Origin of the sequence: Novosphingobium sp. JCM 18896 (genome assembly GCF_025938095.1) — a bacterium.
GTDB lineage: Bacteria > Pseudomonadota > Alphaproteobacteria > Sphingomonadales > Sphingomonadaceae > Novosphingobium.
In genome coordinates this window covers 170677-189624 of the sequence record NZ_JAPCZF010000005.1, presented here as the reverse complement: position 1 = coordinate 189624, position 18948 = coordinate 170677, and the positions used below count along the sequence as shown (strand labels likewise).

Sequence of the window (18948 nt, the reverse complement as noted above, 5' to 3'; positions counted from 1 at the left end):
CCGCTAGAGCGAACCGGCCCCGACGCCCGCGAAACGGTCGAGCGCGGCATCTGGCCCGTCGGGCCAGCGCGAGAGCACCAGCAGGCGCTTGTGGCCGTGACCGATCGACAGTTCGTCGGTGACGCCCATGCCGCCGTGGAACTGGATCATGTCGTGGCCGAGCGCGACCGAGACCTCGGAAACGAAAGCGCGCAGGCCGAGCACCGCGCTGGCGAAGGTGGGCTGCCCCCAGGACACCATCGCCAGGTTCAGCAGGCCGCGCGCCTGTTCGGTCGCGGCATAATGCGCGACCATGCGATGCTGGAGCGCCTGGAACGAAGCGAGGCGCGCGCCGAACTGCTCGCGCGTGCGCAGGTACTCGAGCGTTTCGGCGAGCAGGCTTTCCATGATGCCGAGCGCCTCGGCCGCGCGCGCCAGGCTCGCGAGTTCCTCGGCCGCGGCGATCTCGGCGAGACCGCCGTCCAGACGCAGACCTGCCACACCATCGAACCGCAATGAGGCGGCGACCGAGCCGTCGGCCATGCGCCAGGGCCGGATCGTCAGGCCCGGCGCATCGGCGGCGACGAAGAACAGGCCGACGCCCTCGGCATCACCCGGCGCGCCGGAGAACCGCGCCGAGACGACGAAGCCGTCAGCCCCGCCCGCGGCCGGAACATAGGCCTTCTCGCCGCTGAGCGCGCCCGCGGCATCGGCGCGCGTCTCGACCCAGCCGCTGGCATCGCGGCCGCCCGCCTCGCCATGCGCGAGCGCGATCCGGCGCCGGCCCGAGACGAGATCGGGCAGCCAATCGCCACGCAGCGGCTCGGGCGCGGTCGCAGCGAAAAGTCGGCCGGCGAGCAATGCGTTCTCGATCAATGGCTCGACCACCAGGCCGCGGCCGAGCGCCTCGAACAGGGTGGCAATGCCGGTGGCATCGAGATCGAGCCCCCCGGCCTCGGCATCGAACAGCGCGGCGATCAACCCGAGGTCGCCGAGCAGCGCCCAGTTGGCCGCGGAGAAGCCCTGCGGCTCGGCGAGGAAGCGGCGCCGGCTCTCGATGTCGTAATGGTCGACGACGAAACGCTCGGCCAGCGCCTTCACCATTTCCTCGTCTTCGCTGAGATCGAAATTCACCCGTCCGCTCCCTGTCTTTCGGGACGGATGTACCATCATCGGCGCGCCGGCCCCGCTGAGCAAAAGGTTAGGGTGGAAACGGCCATTTCCCGGTTTGCGTCGCGGGTTTCCGGTGTACAACGGCTCGCGCGGGGAGAAGAGAAACATGTCGCTGCTGTCGCAGGCCAACATCGATGCGGTCCGGGTCTCGGGACCCGAGGACATACGGCGTGCGGCCGAAGCGCTGCACGCGATCGCGATGTCCTGCGGCATGCGCGCCGCCCCCGCCCACGACATCGCCGACAAGCGCACGCCGGTCGATTCCGACGGCAATCTCCTCGCCCCCGAAGTGTTCGGCTGGAACGACGACGACCGCGTCTGGTGGCGCAATTCGCGCATCGCGCTCGATTCGCCGCTGACCACGGCCTGCCGCTTCGAGAGCCAGCCGTTCTGGGTCAACGCCGAGGGTTTCCGCACGCGCCAGCCCAACGCCTATCTCGACGCGATCGACCTCACCAACTTCGAGCAACGCGCGCTGACCTGGGCCGCGATCGGCGTGCCCGTGCACCTGCCCTTCGGCCAGATCGGCGCGGTCAGCTTCAACCCGCTCGAACGCGACAAGACCGATCTGACCGAGGACTTCATCGCCTATGGCGACGCGCTCGGACTCTACGCGCGCACCTTCATCTCGACCTATGTCCAGGTCATGGGCTCGGCCCAGGCGTTGCCAGCGGAATCGCGGCTGTCGAAGCGCGAGGTCGAATGCCTGCGCTGGGCGGCGATCGGCAAGACCGACCTCGAGATCAGCATGATCATCTCGCGCAGCCGCGCGACGGTGCGCTTCCACATCCACAACGCCGCGACCAAGCTCAACGCGGTCAACCGCAGCCAGACCGTCTTCAAGGCGGCGCAGCTCGGCTACATCTCGCTGAACACGCGCTAAGCGGCGGTTCGCCGCTACGACCAATGTCCAATTGCGGCTGGGCAAGATAGTCCCTAGCGGCGATGGCTCTCCAAGGAGCCCGTCGATGTCATTGTCGCGTGCAGAGCAGAGCCGATCGCAGAGGCCCGAACAGGCTGAGGTCTCGGCGTCGATCTATCAGGCGATGGACCTGGCGCGGGCGCTGGTCGCAACCGCGGCGGGGGTTCCCATGCACAAGGTCCGCATCCGGATCACGCGGCCGAACTGAGGCCGGCCGTCAACGCCGACGGTCCTCCAGCATCAGCCCCGCCCCGCGCAGGCCGACGGCCATGGCCGGGGCATTGGTATTGCCCGTGACGTGCCCGGGGATCACCGAACAGTCGGCCACGCGCAGCCCCTCGACACCGTTCACGCGCAAGCGCGGATCGACCACGGCCTCGGCGTCATCGCCCATGCGGCACGAACGGATCGCGTGGAGTCCACAAGACGAGAGCTTGCGGAAAGCCGCCAGGAGCTCTTCGTCGGACTGCACCGACGGCCCCGGCACCATCTCGGCGCCGACCATCTGCCCGAGTGGCGGCGCGGCCATATAGGCGCGCATCAGCCGCATCAGCGCGACGGCCGACTTGCGATCGTGCTCGGTCGACAGCCAGTTGGGCAGGATCTCGGGCGCGGCGCCGGCCGTGGGTCCGGTGATCCGCAAGGAACCCTCGCTCGTCAGCCGCAGCAACTGGCCATAGATCGTCACGCCGGGGCGCGGATCGATCTTGTCGAGCGGGACCGGATCGTTGTCGTCGCCGACCTGGAAGGTGTAGCCGCCGAGATAGAGCTGGGTGTCCGTCCGCCCGTCGGGATGGGCGACATTGCAGAAGGCGCCCACCTCGAACGGCCCGGTCGCCATGATGCCGTCGTGGCGCAGCAGATAGCGCGCCATGGCCAGCGCCGCGCCGATCCCGAAGAAGCTCTTGTTGGTGCCCCGCCCCTTCTCGAGCCGATAAGGCATCGACAGCGACAGGTGCTCGATCATCCGCTCGCCGACGTCGGGCGAATGGGCCACCACTTCGACGCCGGCCGCGCGCAGCCGGTCGGCGTGGCCGACGCCCGAGCGCTGGAGCAGCAACGGGCTTTCCATCGCCCCGCCCGACACCACGATCTCGCCCGAACAGTCGAACCAGCGCGGCTGGCCATTGACCGTGGCCTCGACCGCGACCGCGCGCCGCCCCTCGAAGACCACGCGCTCGGCCAGGGCGCCGGTGACCACTTGCACATTCGCCCGCTTGCGCGCGGCGGCGAGATAGGTGCGCGCGGCGGACTCGCGCTTGCCCTTGCGGATGTTGTGGCTGAACAGGCCGACGCGCGGCCCGGTGCTGCCGTTGAGATCGTCGACATGCTGCATGCCCAGCGCCTCGCCGGCCTCGATCATGCGATCGGCCAGCGGATAGGTGTAGATCGCCGGATCGACATGGACGAGGCCGCCGACCCCGCGCATCAGGCTCGGCCCGGCGGCGTGATCCTCGAGCGCGAGGAAGGCCGCGGTCATCGTGTCGCCGTTCCAGCCGGTGGCGCCGGATTCGCGCTCCCAGGCATCGTAGTCCTCGGGCTCGCCGCGGCTCCAGATCATGCCGTTGATCGATGACGAACCGCCCAGCCCCTTGCCGCGGATCCAGATCTCGCCGAGGGGGCCGCCCTCTTCGCGCGGCTGGCTGACCGGATAGGTCCACATGTGCTCGCGCTTCTGGACGAGCTTGGCAACGCCCTTGGGCAGGGTCACCCAGAACGAATCGTTCTCGCCCCCGGCTTCGAGCACGAGCACGCGCGACCGGCCGTCGGCGCTCAGCCGCTCGGCCATGACGCAGCCGGCCGAACCCGCGCCGACGATGATGTAGTCCCAGCTTTCCGCCATTGTCCGTCTCCCGAGGCATGACCTCGCACGGACTGGCACAAAGGCTACCCTAGCGTTTTGGTGAGTCGGAAAGGCCCGCCCGCCGGGCCTACACAATACCCATCCGGACCAAATCGTACCGGGGTGGGAGAACGATGCGCGCTATCGCCGAAGGCCTGTTCACCGACGAGACGCCACCACGGCTGATCGGCGGACGCAACCGCGAGACCGGCCGGATCGTCTTCCCCTGCCCCGAGGGCGCCGACTTCGAACCGCACCCGCTGCGCCGCGAAGGCACGCTGTGGTCCTACACCGTCCAGCGCTATCGCCCCAAGTCGCCGCCTTATGCCGGCCCCGAAGCCTTCGCGCCCTGGGCCGTCGCCTATGTCGAGCTGGCCGGCGAGACGATCGTCGAGGCGCGGCTGACGAACGTCGCGCTCGACGAGATCCGCATCGGCATGCCGCTCGAGCTGACGCAGATCGTGCTCGATCCCGAGGCCGCCGAGCCGGTTCTGACCCACGCATTCCAACCGACCGGAGGCGCGGCATGAGCGACGTCTGCATCGTCGGCATCGGCATCCACCCCTTCGGCCGCACCGATGGCCTGTCAGGGCTCGAACAAGGCGTCTTCGCCGTGCGACAGGCGCTGGGCGACGCCGGCATCGACTGGCCGGCAATCCAGTTCGCCTATGGCGGCTCGGACGCGGCGGGCAATCCCGACACGATGGTCGATCGCCTGGGGCTAACCGGCATCCAGTTCATCAACGTCAGGAACGGCTGCGCCGCGGGCGGATCGTCGCTGGCCTCGGCCTCGATGGCGATCCAGTCGGGCCAGTTCGACCTCGGCCTCGCGGTCGGCTTCGACAAGCACCCACGCGGCGCCTTCAACGCGCTGCCCAGCGAATACAACCTGCCCGACTGGTACGGCGAAGCCGGCTACATGATCACCACGCAGTTCTTCGCGGCCAAGATCACGCGCTACATGCACGAGCACGGCATCTCGCAGACCACGCTGGGCCGTGTCGCCGAGAAGGCCTTCCGCAACGGTTCGCAGGCTCCGCATGCCTGGCGGCGCGAACCGGTCGACCTGCAGACGATCCTCGACGCGCCCTTGGTCAGCGATCCCTATACCAAGTTCATGTTCTGCTCGCCCGCCGAGGGCGGCGTCGCGCTGATCCTCGCCAGCGAGAAGAAGGCACGCGAATTGGGCAAGCCGCTGATCCGGCTCAAGGCCGCGGCGATGCGCACGCGCCCGCCGGGCTCGTTCGAGGTCTTCGCGCCGTCGATCGACGTCGAACGCGGCGGCTCGGCGACGAACATCGCCTCGGCCGACGCCTTCCGCCTCGCCGGCATCGGTCCCGAGGACATCGCGGTCGCGCAGCTCCAGGATACCGAGGCCGGCGCCGAGATCATGCACCTGGCCGAGAACGGCTTCTGCCGCGATGGCGAGCAGGAAGCCTGGCTGGCCGAGGGCCGCACCGAGATCGGCGGCGCGCTGCCGGTCAACACCGACGGCGGCTGCCTTGCCTGCGGCGAGCCGATCGGCGCCTCGGGCCTGCGCCAGGTCTACGAAAACGTCGTGCAACTGCGCGGTGACGGGGCCGGTCGGCAGGTACCGGGTGATCCCAAGACCGCCTACAGCCATGTCTATGGCGCCCCCGGCGTATCCGCCGTGACGATCCTGGAACGCTGATGGATATCGACCTTCCCCCCGAAGATGCAGCGTTCCGCGACGAGGTGCGCACCTTCCTGGCCGCGCACCTGCCCGAGCCCGTCCGCGCCGGCGCCGCCGCCTCGCCCACGGTCTTCGTCGAGCCCGAGATCGGCCAGGCCTGGAACGCCGTGCTCAACGACAAGGGCTGGCTCGGCTACCAGTGGCCCGAGGCGCATGGCGGCACCGGCTGGTCGCCGCTGCGCCGCTATATCTTCGAAAAGGAATGCGCGCTCGCCGGCGCACCGAACCTGACCGTGCTCGGCCTCAAGCTGGTCGCGCCGGTGATCTGGACCTTCGGCACCGAGGCGCAGAAGGCCTTCTACCTGCCGCGCATCCTCAGCGGCGAGGACTACTGGTGCCAGGGCTTTTCCGAGCCCGGTAGCGGCTCGGACCTCGCCTCGCTGCAATGCCGCGCGGTGTGGGACGGCCAGCAATACGTGCTCAACGGGTCGAAGATGTGGACCACCCACGCGCACCACGCCAACCGCATGTTCTGCCTGGTGCGCACCGATGCCAGCGCGAAGAAGCAGGCGGGCATATCGTTCCTGCTGATCGACATGAACCAACCGGGCATCTCGGTGCGCCCAATCCTGACCGTCGCGGGCGACCACGAGGTCAACCAGGTCTTCCTGGAGGACGTGGTCGTGCCCGCGCAGGACCTCGTCGGCGACGAAGGCCAGGGTTGGACGATCGCCAAGTTCCTGCTCGAGAACGAGCGCGGCGGATCTTGCCACGCGCCCAAGCTGATCTACGACCTCGACCAGCTGACCAAGGCAGCGACCGGCGAAAGCGACGGCCGCGGCGGCACGATGGCCCAGGACACGCATTGGCAGCGCCGCGCCGCGCGGGCCCGGCTCGGCGTCCAGGCGCTGGAGATGATCGAGCTCAAGATCATTTCCGAGCTGGCCCAGGGCCGCAAGCCGGGGCCCCAGACCTCGCTGGCCAAGCTGCTCGCCTCGAACCTGCGCCAGGAGATCGATCTACTCGCGGTCGACCTCTATGGCCCGGCGGGACTGCAGCTCGAACTGGCGCGCCCGCTCTATGGCGACAACGCGCCCGAGCCGGTCCATTCGCGCGATGCGCAACTCGCCGCGCCGCGCTATCTCAACAGCCGTGCCTGGACGATCTTCGGGGGAACCAACGAGGTCCAGGCCAACATCATCGCGCGGTCCGTGCTCGGGCTTGGCGGGTAAAAGAATGATCGGGAGCCTGAAATGCAATTGAGCCGCGAGGCGCTGCTGCGCGCCTACCGCCAGATGAAGGTGATCCGCGAATTCGAGGAGCGCCTGCACACCGAGATCCAGACCGGCGAGATCGCCGGCTTCACCCACCTCTATTGCGGCCAGGAAGCCGTGGCGGTGGGCGTCTGCGAGCACCTCGACACTGCGGACAAGATCGTCTCGACCCACCGCGGCCACGGCCACTGCCTGGCCAAGGGCTGCGATCTCGACGGCATGATGAAGGAGATCTGGGGCAGCCGCGAAGGCCTGTGCAAGGGCAAGGGCGGGTCGATGCACATCGCCGACGTCGACCAGGGCATGCTCGGCGCCAACGGCATCGTCGGCGGCGGTGCACCGATCGCGGTGGGCGCGGCGCTGGCGGCCAAGCTCGACGGCCAGGGTAAGGTTTCGATCGCCTTCTCGGGCGACGGCGCCTGCAACCAGGGCACGACCTTCGAGGCGATGAACATGGCCGTGGTCACCCAGGCCCCAGCGATCTTCGTCTTCGAGAACAACCACTATTCGGAGCACACCGGCGTCGACTATGCGGTCGGCACGCAGCAGGATATCGCCAGCCGCGCCGAGGCCTTCGGCATGAAGGTCTGGCGCGCCGACGGCACCGACTTCTTCGCGGTCCACGACACGATGCGCGAGGTGCTCGACCACGTCCGCGCGGGCCAAGGCCCGGCCGCGGTCGAGTTCGATACCGAGCGCTTCTTCGGCCACTTCGAGGGCGATCCGCAACGCTATCGCGGCCCCGGCGAGGTCGACCGCCTGCGCGCCACGCGCGACTGCCTGACCAAGTTCCGCGAGAGCGTGACCGCGGCCAAGCTGCTCGACGGCGGCGATCTCGACGCGATCGATGCCGAAGTGATGCAAGCGATCGAAGCCGCTGTCCAGGCCGCCCGCGCCGCCCCGCGCCCGACCGCCGACGACGTCCTCGCCGACGTCTACATCGCGTACTGAGGACTTCGACATGGCCAAAATGATGTACCGCGATGCCGTCGTCTCGACGATCGCCGAGGAAATGGAACGCGATGCCAACGTCGTCGTGCTCGGCGAGGACGTCGTCGGCGGCATGGGCACGGCCGGCGGCCCCGAGGCGATCGGCGGGATCTGGTCGACCTCGACCGGGCTCTACGGCAAGTTCGGCAAGGACCGCGTGATCGACACGCCGATCTCCGAAAGCGCGATCATCGGCGCCGCCTCGGGCCTCGCGCTCGCGGGCAAGCGGCCGATCGCCGAGCTGATGTTCGCCGATTTCATCGGCGTCAGCCTCGACCAGATCTGGAACCAGATGGGCAAGTTCCGCTACATGTTCGGCGGCAAGACCCGGTGCCCGGCGGTGATCCGCATGGCCTATGGCGCGGGCTACAACGCCGCCGCCCAGCACAGCCAGTCGGTCCACCAGATGCTGACCGGCATGCCCGGCCTCAAGGTGGTCATGCCCTCGACCCCGGCCGACGTGAAGGGCCTGCTGCGCGCGGCGATCCGCGACGACGATCCGGTGATCTTCCTCGAGCACAAGGCGCTCTACGGCGTCACCGGCGAAGTGCCCGACGATCCCGACTTCGTCATCCCCTTCGGCCACGCGCGCCTCTCCCGCGCGGGTGAGGACGTGACGATCGTGTCCTCCGGCCTGCTGCTCGGCTTCTGCGAACAGGTCGCCGACAAGCTCGCCGCCGAAGGGATCGGCTGCGACGTGATCGACCTCAGGAGCACCAGCCCGCTCGACGAGGAAGCGATCCTGGACTCGGTCGAAGTCACCGGCCGCCTCGTGGTGGTCGACGAGGCACCGCCGCGCTGCAGCCTCGCCACCGACATCTGCGCGCTGGTCGCCAACAAGGCCTTCGCCAGCCTCAAGGCGCCGCCGCAGGCGGTGACCCCGCCGCACACGCCCGTGCCCTTCGCCCGCGAGCTCGAAAGCGCCTACCTGCCCTCTGCGGACAAGATCGAGGCCGCGGTGCGCAAGCTCCTGGCCTGGCGCTGAGGGAGGACCGGGCCATGGCCGACATCCGCCCCTTCTGCATGCCCAAGTGGGGCATCGAGATGACCGAAGGCGTGCTTGCCGAATGGCAGGTCGCGCAAGGTGACGCCTTCAAGCGCGGCCAGACCTTGTGCCTGATCGAAACCGCCAAGATCACCAACGAGGTCGAGGCCGAATACGACGCCGTCGTGCGCCGCGTGCTGGTGCCCGCCGGCGGCGAGGCGCAGCCGGTCGGTGCCCTCCTCGCGGTCTTCGCCGAGGCCGGCGCCAGCGAGGACGAGATCGACGCCTTCGTCGCCGGCTTCCGCCCCGCCGACACCGCGGTCGCGGCCAAGGCCGGCGCACCGACACCCACGCCTTCGCCCGCGCTCGCTCCGGCACGCGCCGAACCCGTCAAGATCGTCACCAACCGCCCGATCAGCCCCGAGGCGCTCAAGCTCGCCGAAATGGAAGGCGCCGATCTTTCGACGATCGAAGGCTCGGGGCGCGGCGGCCGTATCACCTATCAGGACGTCCAGCAGGCGCTTCGCCCCGAGGCGCGGCCCGCGCTGCGCGGCACGGCGCTGCTGCCCGACGAAGCCCCCCACGGAAGCGCCGTTTTCGCTTCCCCCCTCGCCCGTCGGCTCGCCGCCTTGCATGGCGTCGATCTGGCGGGCGTAAAGGGCACCGGCGCGCGCGGCCGCATCTCCAAGGGCGACGTGCTGGCGCTGGTGCCGTCACCCGCCGCGGGCGGCGCTGCGGCACCCTTCGTGCCGGTCGACAACCGCCCGCAGATCGTTCCCTTCGACGGCGTGCGCAAGGTCGTGGCCAGGCGGCTGACCGAGGCCAAGCAGCAGATCCCGCACTTCTACCTGAGGGTCACCGCCGCGGCCGATGCGCTGATCGCCTTGCGCAAGACCGCCAATCTCGTGCTCGGCTGCAAGGCCTCGATCAACGACTATCTGGTCAAGGCTTCGGCCCTGGCGCTGGTCCGCCACCCCGAGGTCAACGTCCAGGTCCATGGCGAGACGATCCACCGCTTCCCCCATGCCGACGTGGCGATTGCCGTCGCCAGCCCCAAGGGCCTGGTCACGCCGATCGTCCGCCAGGCCGATCGGCTGCGCATCGACCAGCTCGCCGGCGAGACGCGCCGCCTGATCGACAAGGCCGCGGCCGGCCGGCTGTCGATGGACGACATGGACGGCGGCACCTTCTCGGTCTCGAACCTCGGCATGATGGGGGTCGAGGAATTCGACGCGATCATCAACCCGCCGCAGGCGGCGATCCTCGCCGTGGGCGCGGTGACGCGCCAGCCGGTCGAACTGCCCGGCGGCGACTTCGCCTTCGAGAGCCGGATCGCGCTGACCCTGTCGGTCGACCACCGCGCGATCGACGGCGCCGCCGGCGCGCAGTTCCTCGCGACACTCAAGGGCCTGATCGAAGAGCCCGAACAGCTCTTCGTCTAAAAGGGAAACTCCACAATGACCGCACCCGGCCCACTGAAGGCGCTCGGCGAGATCATCCAGATCGCCTACCTGCCGTCCGATTTCGACGCGACGCTCAAGTACTGGACCGAGGTCGTCGGCGTCGGCCCGTTCTTCCTGCTCGAAAACGTCCAGCTCGGCGAGATGAAGTACCGCGGCCAGCCCAGCGACGCCTTGTTCTCGATCGCCATCGGCTATTGGGGCGACATCCAGATCGAGCTGATCCGCGCCGAGAACGACGCCCCGTCGATCTACTCGGGCGAATATGCGGTGAAGGACCAGATGCACCACGTCTGCATCTTCGTGAAATCGATCGCCGAGGCACGCGCCGCCTGCGCCGCGGTGGGCGCCGAGATCCTGGTCGAGGGCAAGGTCGGCGACACCGGCGAAGTGATCTACGTCGATGCCGGCGGCGGCCCGGGCCACGTCATCGAGCTGCTCCAGCCGATGGAAGGCTCCGAGGGGCTGTTCCAGATGATGAAGGACGCGGCGAAGGATTGGGACGGCCGAGACCCGCTGCGCGTGGTGGGTTGAATCGACTGCGCGGTATTACCTATTCAATGAATAGTTCATACGATCTTCTAAATATTGCCGTTTATTTACATCAACCCAACATCCGGCAATGCCAAATTAGACGATCGATGAGCGACAAAAAGTGCGTTTTTGATCCAAAAAACGGCTGATTTCTGCGGTGCAGCATGAATTAGCGCTTGTTGGTGCAGTGCACTCTGACTAAGCACGGGCCGAGCGCAATCGAGAACGCTTGACAGGCAGGTCGAGTCAAATCCCGACTATAAGCCTGACGCAAACCCAAAAGCACAAGACATCATCAAGAACACATAGCTCGCAGGAGAGTAGTATGAAGTACCTTGGCGCCGCCATCGCGGCCGCTACCCTGCTCGCGTCCTCGGCCGTCATGGCCGATGCCCCCAAGGCGCGTGAGCAAGTCTCGATCAACGTCTCGTCGGCAGACCTCGACCTGACCTCGCCCGACGGCGTGGCCAAGCTCCAGGGCCGCATCGACAAGGCGATCGCTGCCGCCTGCAACCCGGGCGACCGGGTCGGCGCGGACCTCTCGCCCGACTACAAGTGCCGGCGCGAGATGGCGGCGAACGTCCAGCCCACGATGCAGCAGATCGCTGCCCGGGCGACGCAGACCCGCTTCGGTTCGAACACCGGACTGTAAGATCGCGCAGATCCGATAGGCGCCATCGGCTGGATGGCGCTCATGAGGGATCGAACGAACGACGTCGGAGCGCCCGCGCGCTTCGGCGTTTTCGTTTGTGCGCGGCGCGTGCGGGATCATTCGGCCGGCACGGCGCTGGCACTGGCGGCGCGCGCGCGGGTCTCGCCGCGCAGCTTGCGCAGCAGCCGGCTGATCGTCTGCGGCGACGAGGTGTAGGGCGCCAGCCAGCGATAGAGCAGCGGCACGATGTAGAGCGTGACCGCCGTGGCGATCGTCACGCCGAAGACGATGACCACGCCGATCGCCGAGCGCGCGCCGGCCCCTGCACCATGAGCGATCGCCAGCGGCACCGCGCCGGCGACGGTCGCCAGCGAGGTCATCAGGATCGGCCGCAGGCGCCGGGCCGAAGCCTCGCGGATCGCCTCGTCGATCGAGGCGCCGGCGTCGCGCAGCTGGTTGGCATATTCGACGATGAGGATGCCGTTCTTGGCGGCCAGGCCGACGAGCATGACCATGCCGATCTGGCTGAACAGGTTGATCGTCATCCCCGCCGCCCAGAGGCCGACGAGCCCGCCCGCCACGGCCAGCGGCACGGCCGAGACGATCACCGCGGGGTGGATGAAGCTCTCGAACTGCGCGGCCAGCAGCAGGTAGATGATCAGCACGGTGATCGCGAAGACCACCCAGATCGAGCCGCCGGTCTGCTTGAAGGCCAGGCTGTCGCCGCGATAGCCGATCGCGGTGACCTCGGGCGAATTGCGCGCCTCGGCCTCCAGGAAAGTCAGTGCATTGCCCAGCGACTGGCCCGGCGCGAGCCCGCCCTGGAGCGTGATCGCGCGCATCTTGTTGAAGCGGCCGAGCTGGCGCGCGGTGGCGCTCTCGTGCAGGCGGACGAGGTTCGACAGCGGCACGAGTTCGCCATTGCGCGCGCGGACGTTGACCGAGGCCAGGCGGTTCTCGGTATCGCGATTGATCCCGTCGGCCTGGACGATGACGCGGTATTCCTCGCCGTCGCGGACATAGGTCGAGACGCGGCGCGAGCCCATCAAGGTCTGCAGCGCCTGCGATACGTCGTCGACCGAGATGCCGAGATCGCCGGCGCGCTGGCGATCGACGTCGATCAGCAGCTGCGGCTTGGACTCGACATAGTCGGCATCGAGATTGACGATCCCCGGATAGTCGCGCGCGGCTTCGAGCATGCGGTCGCGCGCCTGGGCCAGGCCTTCGTAGGTCGTGCCCGAGAGGACGAAGCCAATCGGCTGCCCGCGCCCGCGGCCTAGCGAGCTGCGCACCACGGCATTGCCGCGCAGCGCGGCGACGCCGCTCAGCTTGCGGTTGACCTGCTGCGCCATCGCCTGCGAGGTCACCTGGCGCTGGTTCCAGTGTTCGAGGAAGACGATCATGCTCGCCTGGTTGAAGTCCTCGGTGACGAAGCCGCCGCCGGGCACGCGCGCGTTCATGCCGCGGATGCCGCCCGCGCCGACCATCGGGATCACCACCCGCTCGGCCTCGTTCACGCCGCGATCGAGCTGGGCGTAGCTCGTGCCCTCGGGCGCGGTCAGGCGCACGTCGATCACGCCGGTGTCCTCGGCCGGGACCAGCTCGCTGTCGACGCGGGTGAACATCCAGCCGCCGGTCGCCAGCAGCACCACGGTGATCGCCGCGACCGGCACCCAGCGGCGCAGCCGCAGTTCCAGCGAACGCGCGTAGAGATCGGTCACGCGGTCGAGCACATGCTCGATCCGCGCCGACAGTCCGCTGCGCTCGCTCGGCTTGAGCAGCTTCGAACAGAGCATCGGCGACAGCGTCAGCGCGAGGAAGCCCGAGATGCCGACCGCCGCGATCATCGCCACGGCCAGTTCGCGGAACAGCAGGCCCGTCTGGCCCGCGAGGAACATCACCGGCACGAAGACCGCGCAGACCACGAGGGTGGTCACGATCACCGCGAAGCCGACCTCGCGCGCACCGTTGAAGGCGGCGAGCAAGGGCGGTTCGCCCGCCTCGATGCGGTGGTGGACATTCTCGAGCACGACGATCGCATCGTCGACGACAAGGCCGATCGCGAGCACCAGCGCCAGCAGGGTCAGCAGGTTGATCGAATAGCCGAAGATCCAGAGCACGGCGAAGGTCGCGAGCAGGCAGATCGGCACGGTGATCGCCGGGATCAGCGTCGCGCGCCAGGATCCGAGGAACAGGAAGATCACGACGGTGACGAGCACCGCCGCCTCGATCAGGGTCTGCCAGACGCCGCCGATCGCCTCCTCGATGAACAGCGACGAGTCCGAGCCGATCTTGATCTGCACGCCCGGCGGCAGTTCGCGCTCCATGTCGCGCATCATCGCCTTGGCCGCCTGCGCGACCTCGAGCGTGTTCGCGCCCGACTGGCGGACCACGCCGAGCCCGACGCCGGGCACGCCGTTGTAGCGGAACACCGAATAGGGGTTCTCCGCCCCCTCCTCGATCCGCGCGACGTCGCCCAGGCGCACGAGGTAGCCGTCGGGACCGCGGCCGATGATCAAGCCGGCGAAGTCGGCCGGCGTGGTGAAGTTGCGGTTGACCTTGAGCGAGACGTTCTGCTCGACCGCCTCGATACGGCCCGCGGGCAGTTCGACGTTCTGGCTGCGCAAGGCGTTCTCGACGTCGCGCGGGGTCAGGCGATAGGCGGCGAGCTTGCCCGGATCGAGCCAGACGCGCATCGACGGCCGCGCGAGGCCGTTGGCCGTGACCTGGGCGACGCCGTCGAGCGTCGAGAGCCGGTCGACCACGACGCGGTCGACATATTCGCCGAGCTTGATCGGGTCCCAGTTCGGCGCGGTGACGAAGAAGAACATGATCGGCTGCGCATCGGCATCGACCTTGCGCACCTCGGGCGGAAGCGCGTCTTCGGGCCGGTCCGAGGCGCCGCGCGAGACACGATCGCGCACGTCGTTGGCGGCGGCGTCGATGTCGCGGCCCGGGCGGAATTCGATGGTGATGTCAGAGCGGCCGTCGCTCGACTGCGAGGTGATCGTCTCGATCCCCTCAACCCCGGCGAGCTGGTCCTCGAGCGGCTGGGTGATGCGGTTCTCGACCACCGCGGCGCTGGCGCCGGTATAGACCGTCTGCACCGAGACCACGGGCGGATCGGTATCGGGATATTCGCGCACCGACAGCTGCAGGAAGCCGACCAGTCCGGCGATCGTCAGCAACAGCGACAGGACCGTCGCGACCACCGGCCGGCGGATCGAGAGGTCGGACAGGACCATCAGTCGGCCGAGGCGGTCTTGGGCACGCGCGGCTTGTCGCCGCGGACACGCACGGTCATGCCGTCGGCGACCTTGATCACCCCGTCGCCGACCACACGCGCACCCGCGGGCAGACCGGAAACCTCGATCAGCCCGCCGTCGCGCAGCCCGGTCTTCACCGGCACCTGCCTGGCCTTCTTCTCGGGGGTGACCAGATAGACGAAGCGCGCGTCGCCGCGGCCGGTGACCGCGAGCTCGGGCACGGCGTCGGCATCGCGCTCGGCCGCCTGGACGCGCACGGTCATCAGCATGCCGGGTTTGATCCGCGCGCCGGGATTGGGCAGCGTCGCGCGCACCAGCACGGCGCGGCTCGACGGGTCGATCACCGGATCGATCGAGGTGATCGTGCCCGCGAAAGGCGCCTCGGGAAAGGCTGCGGCCAGCGCCTCGATCGGCTGGCCGACGCGCAGCGCCTGGAGCTTGGTCTCGGGCACGGTGAAATCGAGCTTGATCCGTGACAGGTCGCTGACCGTGACCAGCGGCGTGCCCGTGGTCACGACCATGCCGGCCGAGATCGTGCGCAGGCTGACATAGCCCGCGAAAGGCGCGCGGATCATACGATCGCCGATCGCCGCACGCGCCGAAGCCGCGCTGGCGCGCGCGCCTTCGGTCAGTGCCACCTGCTGATCGAGCTGCGCGCGTGTGGCGAAACCGCGATCGTAGAGGTTCTTGATGCGATCGTATTGCTGGCCCGCCTGGGTCTCGGTGGCGACCGCACCGCGCAGCTGCGCGTCCTCCTGGCCCTGCGACAGCACGGCGAGGAGCTGGCCGCGGCCCACCGCCATGCCATCGTCGAACAGCACGCGCTCGAGCCGTTCGGTCACCGGCGAGGCGATCGTCACCTGTTCGTTGGCGCGCGCCGTGCCCACCGCTTCGATCACGTCGACGAAACGGTGACGCACGGCCCCGACCGCCACCACCAGCGGCGGTGGCGGCTTCTTGCGCTCACCCTCGGCCTTGCCGCAGGCAGAGGTCAGCACCGCCGCGCCGAGGCAGACGAACAAGGGCAGGCCACGCGCCATGAAGACTACTTCGCGGCGGACTTGATGTAGGCGATCAGGTTCTGGCGATCGACCGGATTGGCCAGTCCGGGGAAGACCATGCGATTGCCCGGCATGTTGCGCGCGGGCGCGGTCAGGTAGGCGTCGAGCGTGGCCTCGTTCCACACCCGCCCCGATGCCGTCATCGCCGGCGAATAGCGGAAGCCCGGATAGCTGCCGGCACGACGGCCGACGACGCGGTTGAGATTGGGGCCGAGCCCCGAGGTGTTGCTGGCATCGATCTTGTGGCACGCCATGCAGCGCGCGAAGACGGTCTTGCCCTTGACCGGATCACCGGCCGGTCCCGCCGCCAGCGAAACCGTGGCGCAGCCCGCGGCCACGAGCATGCCGAAAGCTCCGGCAAATCGCATTTTCATCGTCACTTACCACCCGTTCTGCATTGTTGAACTCGCACGTCTTCATCGGTGCCGTGGTTTCCCGGACCGGGGTAGTCTCCGATCATCTATGGCGGGCATTGCCAGTCAGGTACCGGGCCAGTCAGGTACCGGGCCAGTCAGGTACCGGGTCCGTCAGGTACCGGGGGCGAAGCCGCCGCCAGTTTCTTGACGAAGGCTTCGGTCACCGGCTCGGGGTAGGCGTTGAAGTGGCTGCGCACGTAAGTGATCACCGCCGCCATCTGCGCTTCGCTGAGCATGTCGGTGAACCAGGGCATGCCGCCGCGGCCCTTGAGCACGATGATCGTCGGATAGGCGGGATCGGCCATGCGCGGATTGTTCGCCAGCGCCGGGATCATCGCCCCGGCCCCGCCGCCGCCCTTGGCATCGGCCATGTGGCAGGCCTGGCAGATCTGCTCGTAGATCTGCTTGCCCTCGTCCGCGACTGCGACGCTGGTCTGCCCGCCGCCCGGCCCGTCCTGGGCGCTTGCAGAAAAGCTCGCGGCGAAGAGCAAGGCCGCGCCGGCGAGCGGCGCACGGCGCCACGTCATGTCGCCATGGCTTTCTGGTGGAGCCGCTCGATCGCATCGAGCCCCGAGAGCAGCGAGCCCTCCATCCAGCCGCCGTAATAGGAGGCATGTTCGCCCGCGAGCGCGATGCGGCCGTCGAAGGCGACGAGGTTCTGATAGTGCTCGGCGCGCGAGGCGTCGCTCCAGCGCGAGGTGCAGCCGAGGATCCAGGGCATGCGCGGCCAAGGCACCGACGCACCGTTGAGGAATTCGCGGCGATATTCGGCCGGGTGGAACACCGATCCCTGCGCCAGCGCCGCCTCGATCCGCTGCTCGGGCGTCATGCCGGCGAGCTGATAGGCACCGGCACCGCTGGCGAAAGCGCCGAGCAGCACGGCCGGGCCATCCTTGAACATGTTGTTGTTGGGATAGGAGATCAGCCCGATCGCCTGGTCGGTGAAGCTGTGACCGCCGTAGATCGAATAGTTCTCTTCCCAGAACCGGCTCTTCATCTCGAGCCCGATTTTGACCTGGTTGGCATAGGGCACGGCCTTGATCGCCGCCTTCATCTTCGGGCCGACCTGCAGATCGAGCTGGGAAAGCACGGGCAGCGGGATCGTGCAGACGCACCAGTCGGCCTTGCTCTCGCCCATCTGGCCGGTCTTGAGGTCCTGCCAGCTCGCAGTGACGCCCTTGTCGTCCTGGGCCAGCTTGGTGACCTTGGTGTTCAGGCGCACCATCTTGCCGACTTCGCGGTAGAAGCCCTTGCCGATCATATCCATGCCACCCTTCGGCTGGAACATGGTCGTCTGCATCACGTAGTTGAAATAGAACGCCATCTGCGTCCACACGCCCGACGAGAGCACGTCGGACAGGCCATTGAGCTTGGACGGCGTCGGCGCGCCGTTGACGCCACCGCCGGGCGCCTGGTCGTAGCCGCGCTGGCTCGATACGGTCAGCGAGCTGGCGTAGGACAGGTTGCCGTCGAGCGCGCCCCATTCGCGCAAAGCCTCGATCAGCTTTTCCTTGTCCTCCTTCGACACCTTGGCGTCGAGCGCGCCGGCGCTCAACGACTTGCCCAGCAGTTCGGAGACGTGACCCTTGAAGTCGACCGCCAGCTCCTTGTAGCGCTGCGGCTTGCCGCCGAACGCGTTGGCCTTGTGGACGAAGACGTTGTGGTTGTTCTGGATGAACGGCTCGAGCTCGACCCCGAACAGCTTGCAGTAGTGCAGCAGCGAGCGATGGTGGTGCGGGATCCGCCAGGGGCCCGGATTGAGATAGTTGCCGGGCGCGAAGCCGACCGTCTGCGTCACCCCACCGACCTCGACGATCTTGTCGCCGCCGCGCACCGAATAGTTCCGCCCGCCGGGTCGATCCTGATATTCGAGCACCTGGACCTTGTAGCCGGCCTTGGTCAGCTCATAGGCCGCGACCATGCCGGCAAGGCCCGCGCCCAGCACCAGCACGGTCGAACCCGGGCGCGCGCCGCCGAGCTTGGGCGGGCCGACGAACTGCGTCTCGGCCGCGTGCCCCAGTGCGGTCATCGCCTGGTACATGGCCACGCCGCCGCCGATCTTGCCGATCATGGACAGCAGTTCGCGGCGGGTCGGGGGCGTCAGGTCGGACATCATCTTGCGCGGTACCCTTTGTTGTTATCCAGTACCTTTCAGGCCCCTTTCTCCCGGGGTGGTCTCGTCATGTCTGAGAAGGTCAGGGAGCCTTGGCGGCGATCGCCTCGATTTCGACGTACATCGTCGGCCGGCCGAGCGCGGCGATCTGGATCGTCGAGCGCGTCGGCTTGTTGGGCTGTTCGGGCGTGCCGAAGAAGGTCTTGAACACGTCGTTCATCGCCGCCGAGTCCATCTTCCCGCCCGGCGTCGGCGCGACGAGGAACACGGTCATCTTGACGATGTCGCCCATCGACATGCCCATGCCCTCGAGCGTGGCCTTCATCTTGGTGAGGATCGACAGCGTCTGCGCGCGCGTGTCGCCGAGTTCTTCGGGCTTGGCGGGATCGGGCGGCGACGGGGTCGTGCCCGAGATATAGACCGTCTTCATGCCGTCGGGCACGGTCGCAGTGCTGGCGATGACGCCGGTCGGCATTCCCGTGCGCTCGACCACGAGCGGCGCCTTGGCCGGGGCGGCCTCGGCCGCGCCGGCCGTCAGCGCGCAGGCGGCAGCGAGGCAGACGACGAGGCTCTTGGAATTTCGCATGATCTTCTCCCGGAAACTAGGATGGGTACCGGGCAGGCAC

Annotated in this window: 18 protein-coding genes; 10 read left to right on the top strand and 8 right to left on the bottom strand. The window is 68.2% G+C overall.

Translation table 11 applies throughout. The features are described 5' to 3' along the window. Positions 1–3: 3 nt before the first annotated feature. Entirely contained in the window at positions 4–1113 is a 1110-nt protein-coding gene (locus tag OLX23_RS18180) for an acyl-CoA dehydrogenase family protein (RefSeq protein WP_264446453.1), read from the bottom strand. 145 nt (positions 1114–1258) lie between these two features. Here OLX23_RS18180 and OLX23_RS18175 point away from each other — a divergent pair, with 145 nt between their 5' ends. Further along, positions 1259–2035, top strand: coding sequence for a helix-turn-helix transcriptional regulator (locus OLX23_RS18175; RefSeq protein ID WP_264446452.1), 777 nt, complete (start codon positions 1259–1261; stop codon positions 2033–2035). 85 nt (positions 2036–2120) lie between these two features. Further along, the gene (locus OLX23_RS18170; RefSeq protein WP_264446451.1) at positions 2121–2282 is read left to right on the top strand and encodes a hypothetical protein; all 162 of its coding nucleotides are present in this window, start codon (positions 2121–2123) and stop codon (positions 2280–2282) included. A gap of 9 nt (positions 2283–2291) precedes the next feature. On the opposite strand, the gene OLX23_RS18165 is transcribed toward OLX23_RS18170, so the two are convergent. Beyond that, entirely contained in the window at positions 2292–3917 is a 1626-nt protein-coding gene (locus OLX23_RS18165) for a GMC family oxidoreductase (RefSeq protein WP_264446450.1), read from the bottom strand. A gap of 134 nt (positions 3918–4051) precedes the next feature. On the opposite strand from OLX23_RS18165, the gene OLX23_RS18160 reads away from it, so the two are divergent. The 8 genes from OLX23_RS18160 (at position 4052) to OLX23_RS18125 (ending at position 11466) form a co-directional block, all read left to right on the top strand. Continuing rightward, complete coding sequence (locus tag OLX23_RS18160) at positions 4052–4447, top strand: Zn-ribbon domain-containing OB-fold protein (protein WP_264446449.1); 396 nt, start codon at positions 4052–4054, stop codon at positions 4445–4447. Then, entirely contained in the window at positions 4444–5589 is a 1146-nt protein-coding gene (locus OLX23_RS18155; protein ID WP_264446448.1) for a thiolase family protein, read from the top strand. Before OLX23_RS18160 ends, OLX23_RS18155 begins: the two co-directional genes overlap by 4 nt. Further along, positions 5589–6803 (top strand): acyl-CoA dehydrogenase family protein, encoded by a 1215-nt coding sequence (locus OLX23_RS18150; protein ID WP_264446447.1) that lies wholly within the window; start codon positions 5589–5591, stop codon positions 6801–6803. Before OLX23_RS18155 ends, OLX23_RS18150 begins: the two co-directional genes overlap by 1 nt. A gap of 21 nt (positions 6804–6824) precedes the next feature. After that, positions 6825–7796: a thiamine pyrophosphate-dependent dehydrogenase E1 component subunit alpha gene (locus tag OLX23_RS18145; RefSeq protein WP_264446446.1), complete on the top strand. Its 972-nt coding sequence runs from the start codon at positions 6825–6827 to the stop codon at positions 7794–7796. A 10-nt stretch (positions 7797–7806) separates the two neighbouring features. Further along, a complete protein-coding gene (locus OLX23_RS18140; protein WP_264446445.1) occupies positions 7807–8820 on the top strand; it encodes an alpha-ketoacid dehydrogenase subunit beta in 1014 nt (337 codons plus the stop codon). A gap of 14 nt (positions 8821–8834) precedes the next feature. Then, positions 8835–10262, top strand: coding sequence for a 2-oxo acid dehydrogenase subunit E2 (locus OLX23_RS18135; protein ID WP_264446444.1), 1428 nt, complete (start codon positions 8835–8837; stop codon positions 10260–10262). 15 nt (positions 10263–10277) lie between these two features. Continuing rightward, positions 10278–10814, top strand: coding sequence for a VOC family protein (locus tag OLX23_RS18130; RefSeq protein ID WP_264446443.1), 537 nt, complete (start codon positions 10278–10280; stop codon positions 10812–10814). Positions 10815–11139: 325 nt separating this feature from the next. Further along, the gene (locus OLX23_RS18125; protein WP_264446442.1) at positions 11140–11466 is read left to right on the top strand and encodes a UrcA family protein; all 327 of its coding nucleotides are present in this window, start codon (positions 11140–11142) and stop codon (positions 11464–11466) included. A 116-nt stretch (positions 11467–11582) separates the two neighbouring features. On the opposite strand, the gene OLX23_RS18120 is transcribed toward OLX23_RS18125, so the two are convergent. The 6 genes from OLX23_RS18120 to OLX23_RS18095 form a co-directional block, all read right to left on the bottom strand. After that, positions 11583–14711 carry an efflux RND transporter permease subunit gene (locus tag OLX23_RS18120; protein ID WP_264446441.1) on the bottom strand — a complete coding sequence of 1043 codons (3129 nt, stop codon included), beginning with the start codon at positions 14709–14711 and terminating at the stop codon, positions 11583–11585. Continuing rightward, complete coding sequence (locus OLX23_RS18115; RefSeq protein WP_264446440.1) at positions 14711–15772, bottom strand: efflux RND transporter periplasmic adaptor subunit; 1062 nt, start codon at positions 15770–15772, stop codon at positions 14711–14713. Before OLX23_RS18115 ends, OLX23_RS18120 begins: the two co-directional genes overlap by 1 nt. Before the next feature lie 5 nt (positions 15773–15777). Further along, complete coding sequence (locus OLX23_RS18110; RefSeq protein WP_264446439.1) at positions 15778–16167, bottom strand: c-type cytochrome; 390 nt, start codon at positions 16165–16167, stop codon at positions 15778–15780. Between the two features lie 137 nt (positions 16168–16304). After that, a complete protein-coding gene (locus OLX23_RS18105) occupies positions 16305–16736 on the bottom strand; it encodes a c-type cytochrome (RefSeq protein WP_264446438.1) in 432 nt (143 codons plus the stop codon). Beyond that, a complete protein-coding gene (locus tag OLX23_RS18100; protein WP_264446437.1) occupies positions 16733–18325 on the bottom strand; it encodes a flavin monoamine oxidase family protein in 1593 nt (530 codons plus the stop codon). The genes OLX23_RS18105 and OLX23_RS18100 overlap by 4 nt, the downstream gene beginning before the upstream one ends. A 79-nt stretch (positions 18326–18404) precedes the next feature. Beyond that, complete coding sequence (locus OLX23_RS18095; protein WP_264446436.1) at positions 18405–18908, bottom strand: Rid family hydrolase; 504 nt, start codon at positions 18906–18908, stop codon at positions 18405–18407. Positions 18909–18948 lie beyond the last annotated feature (40 nt).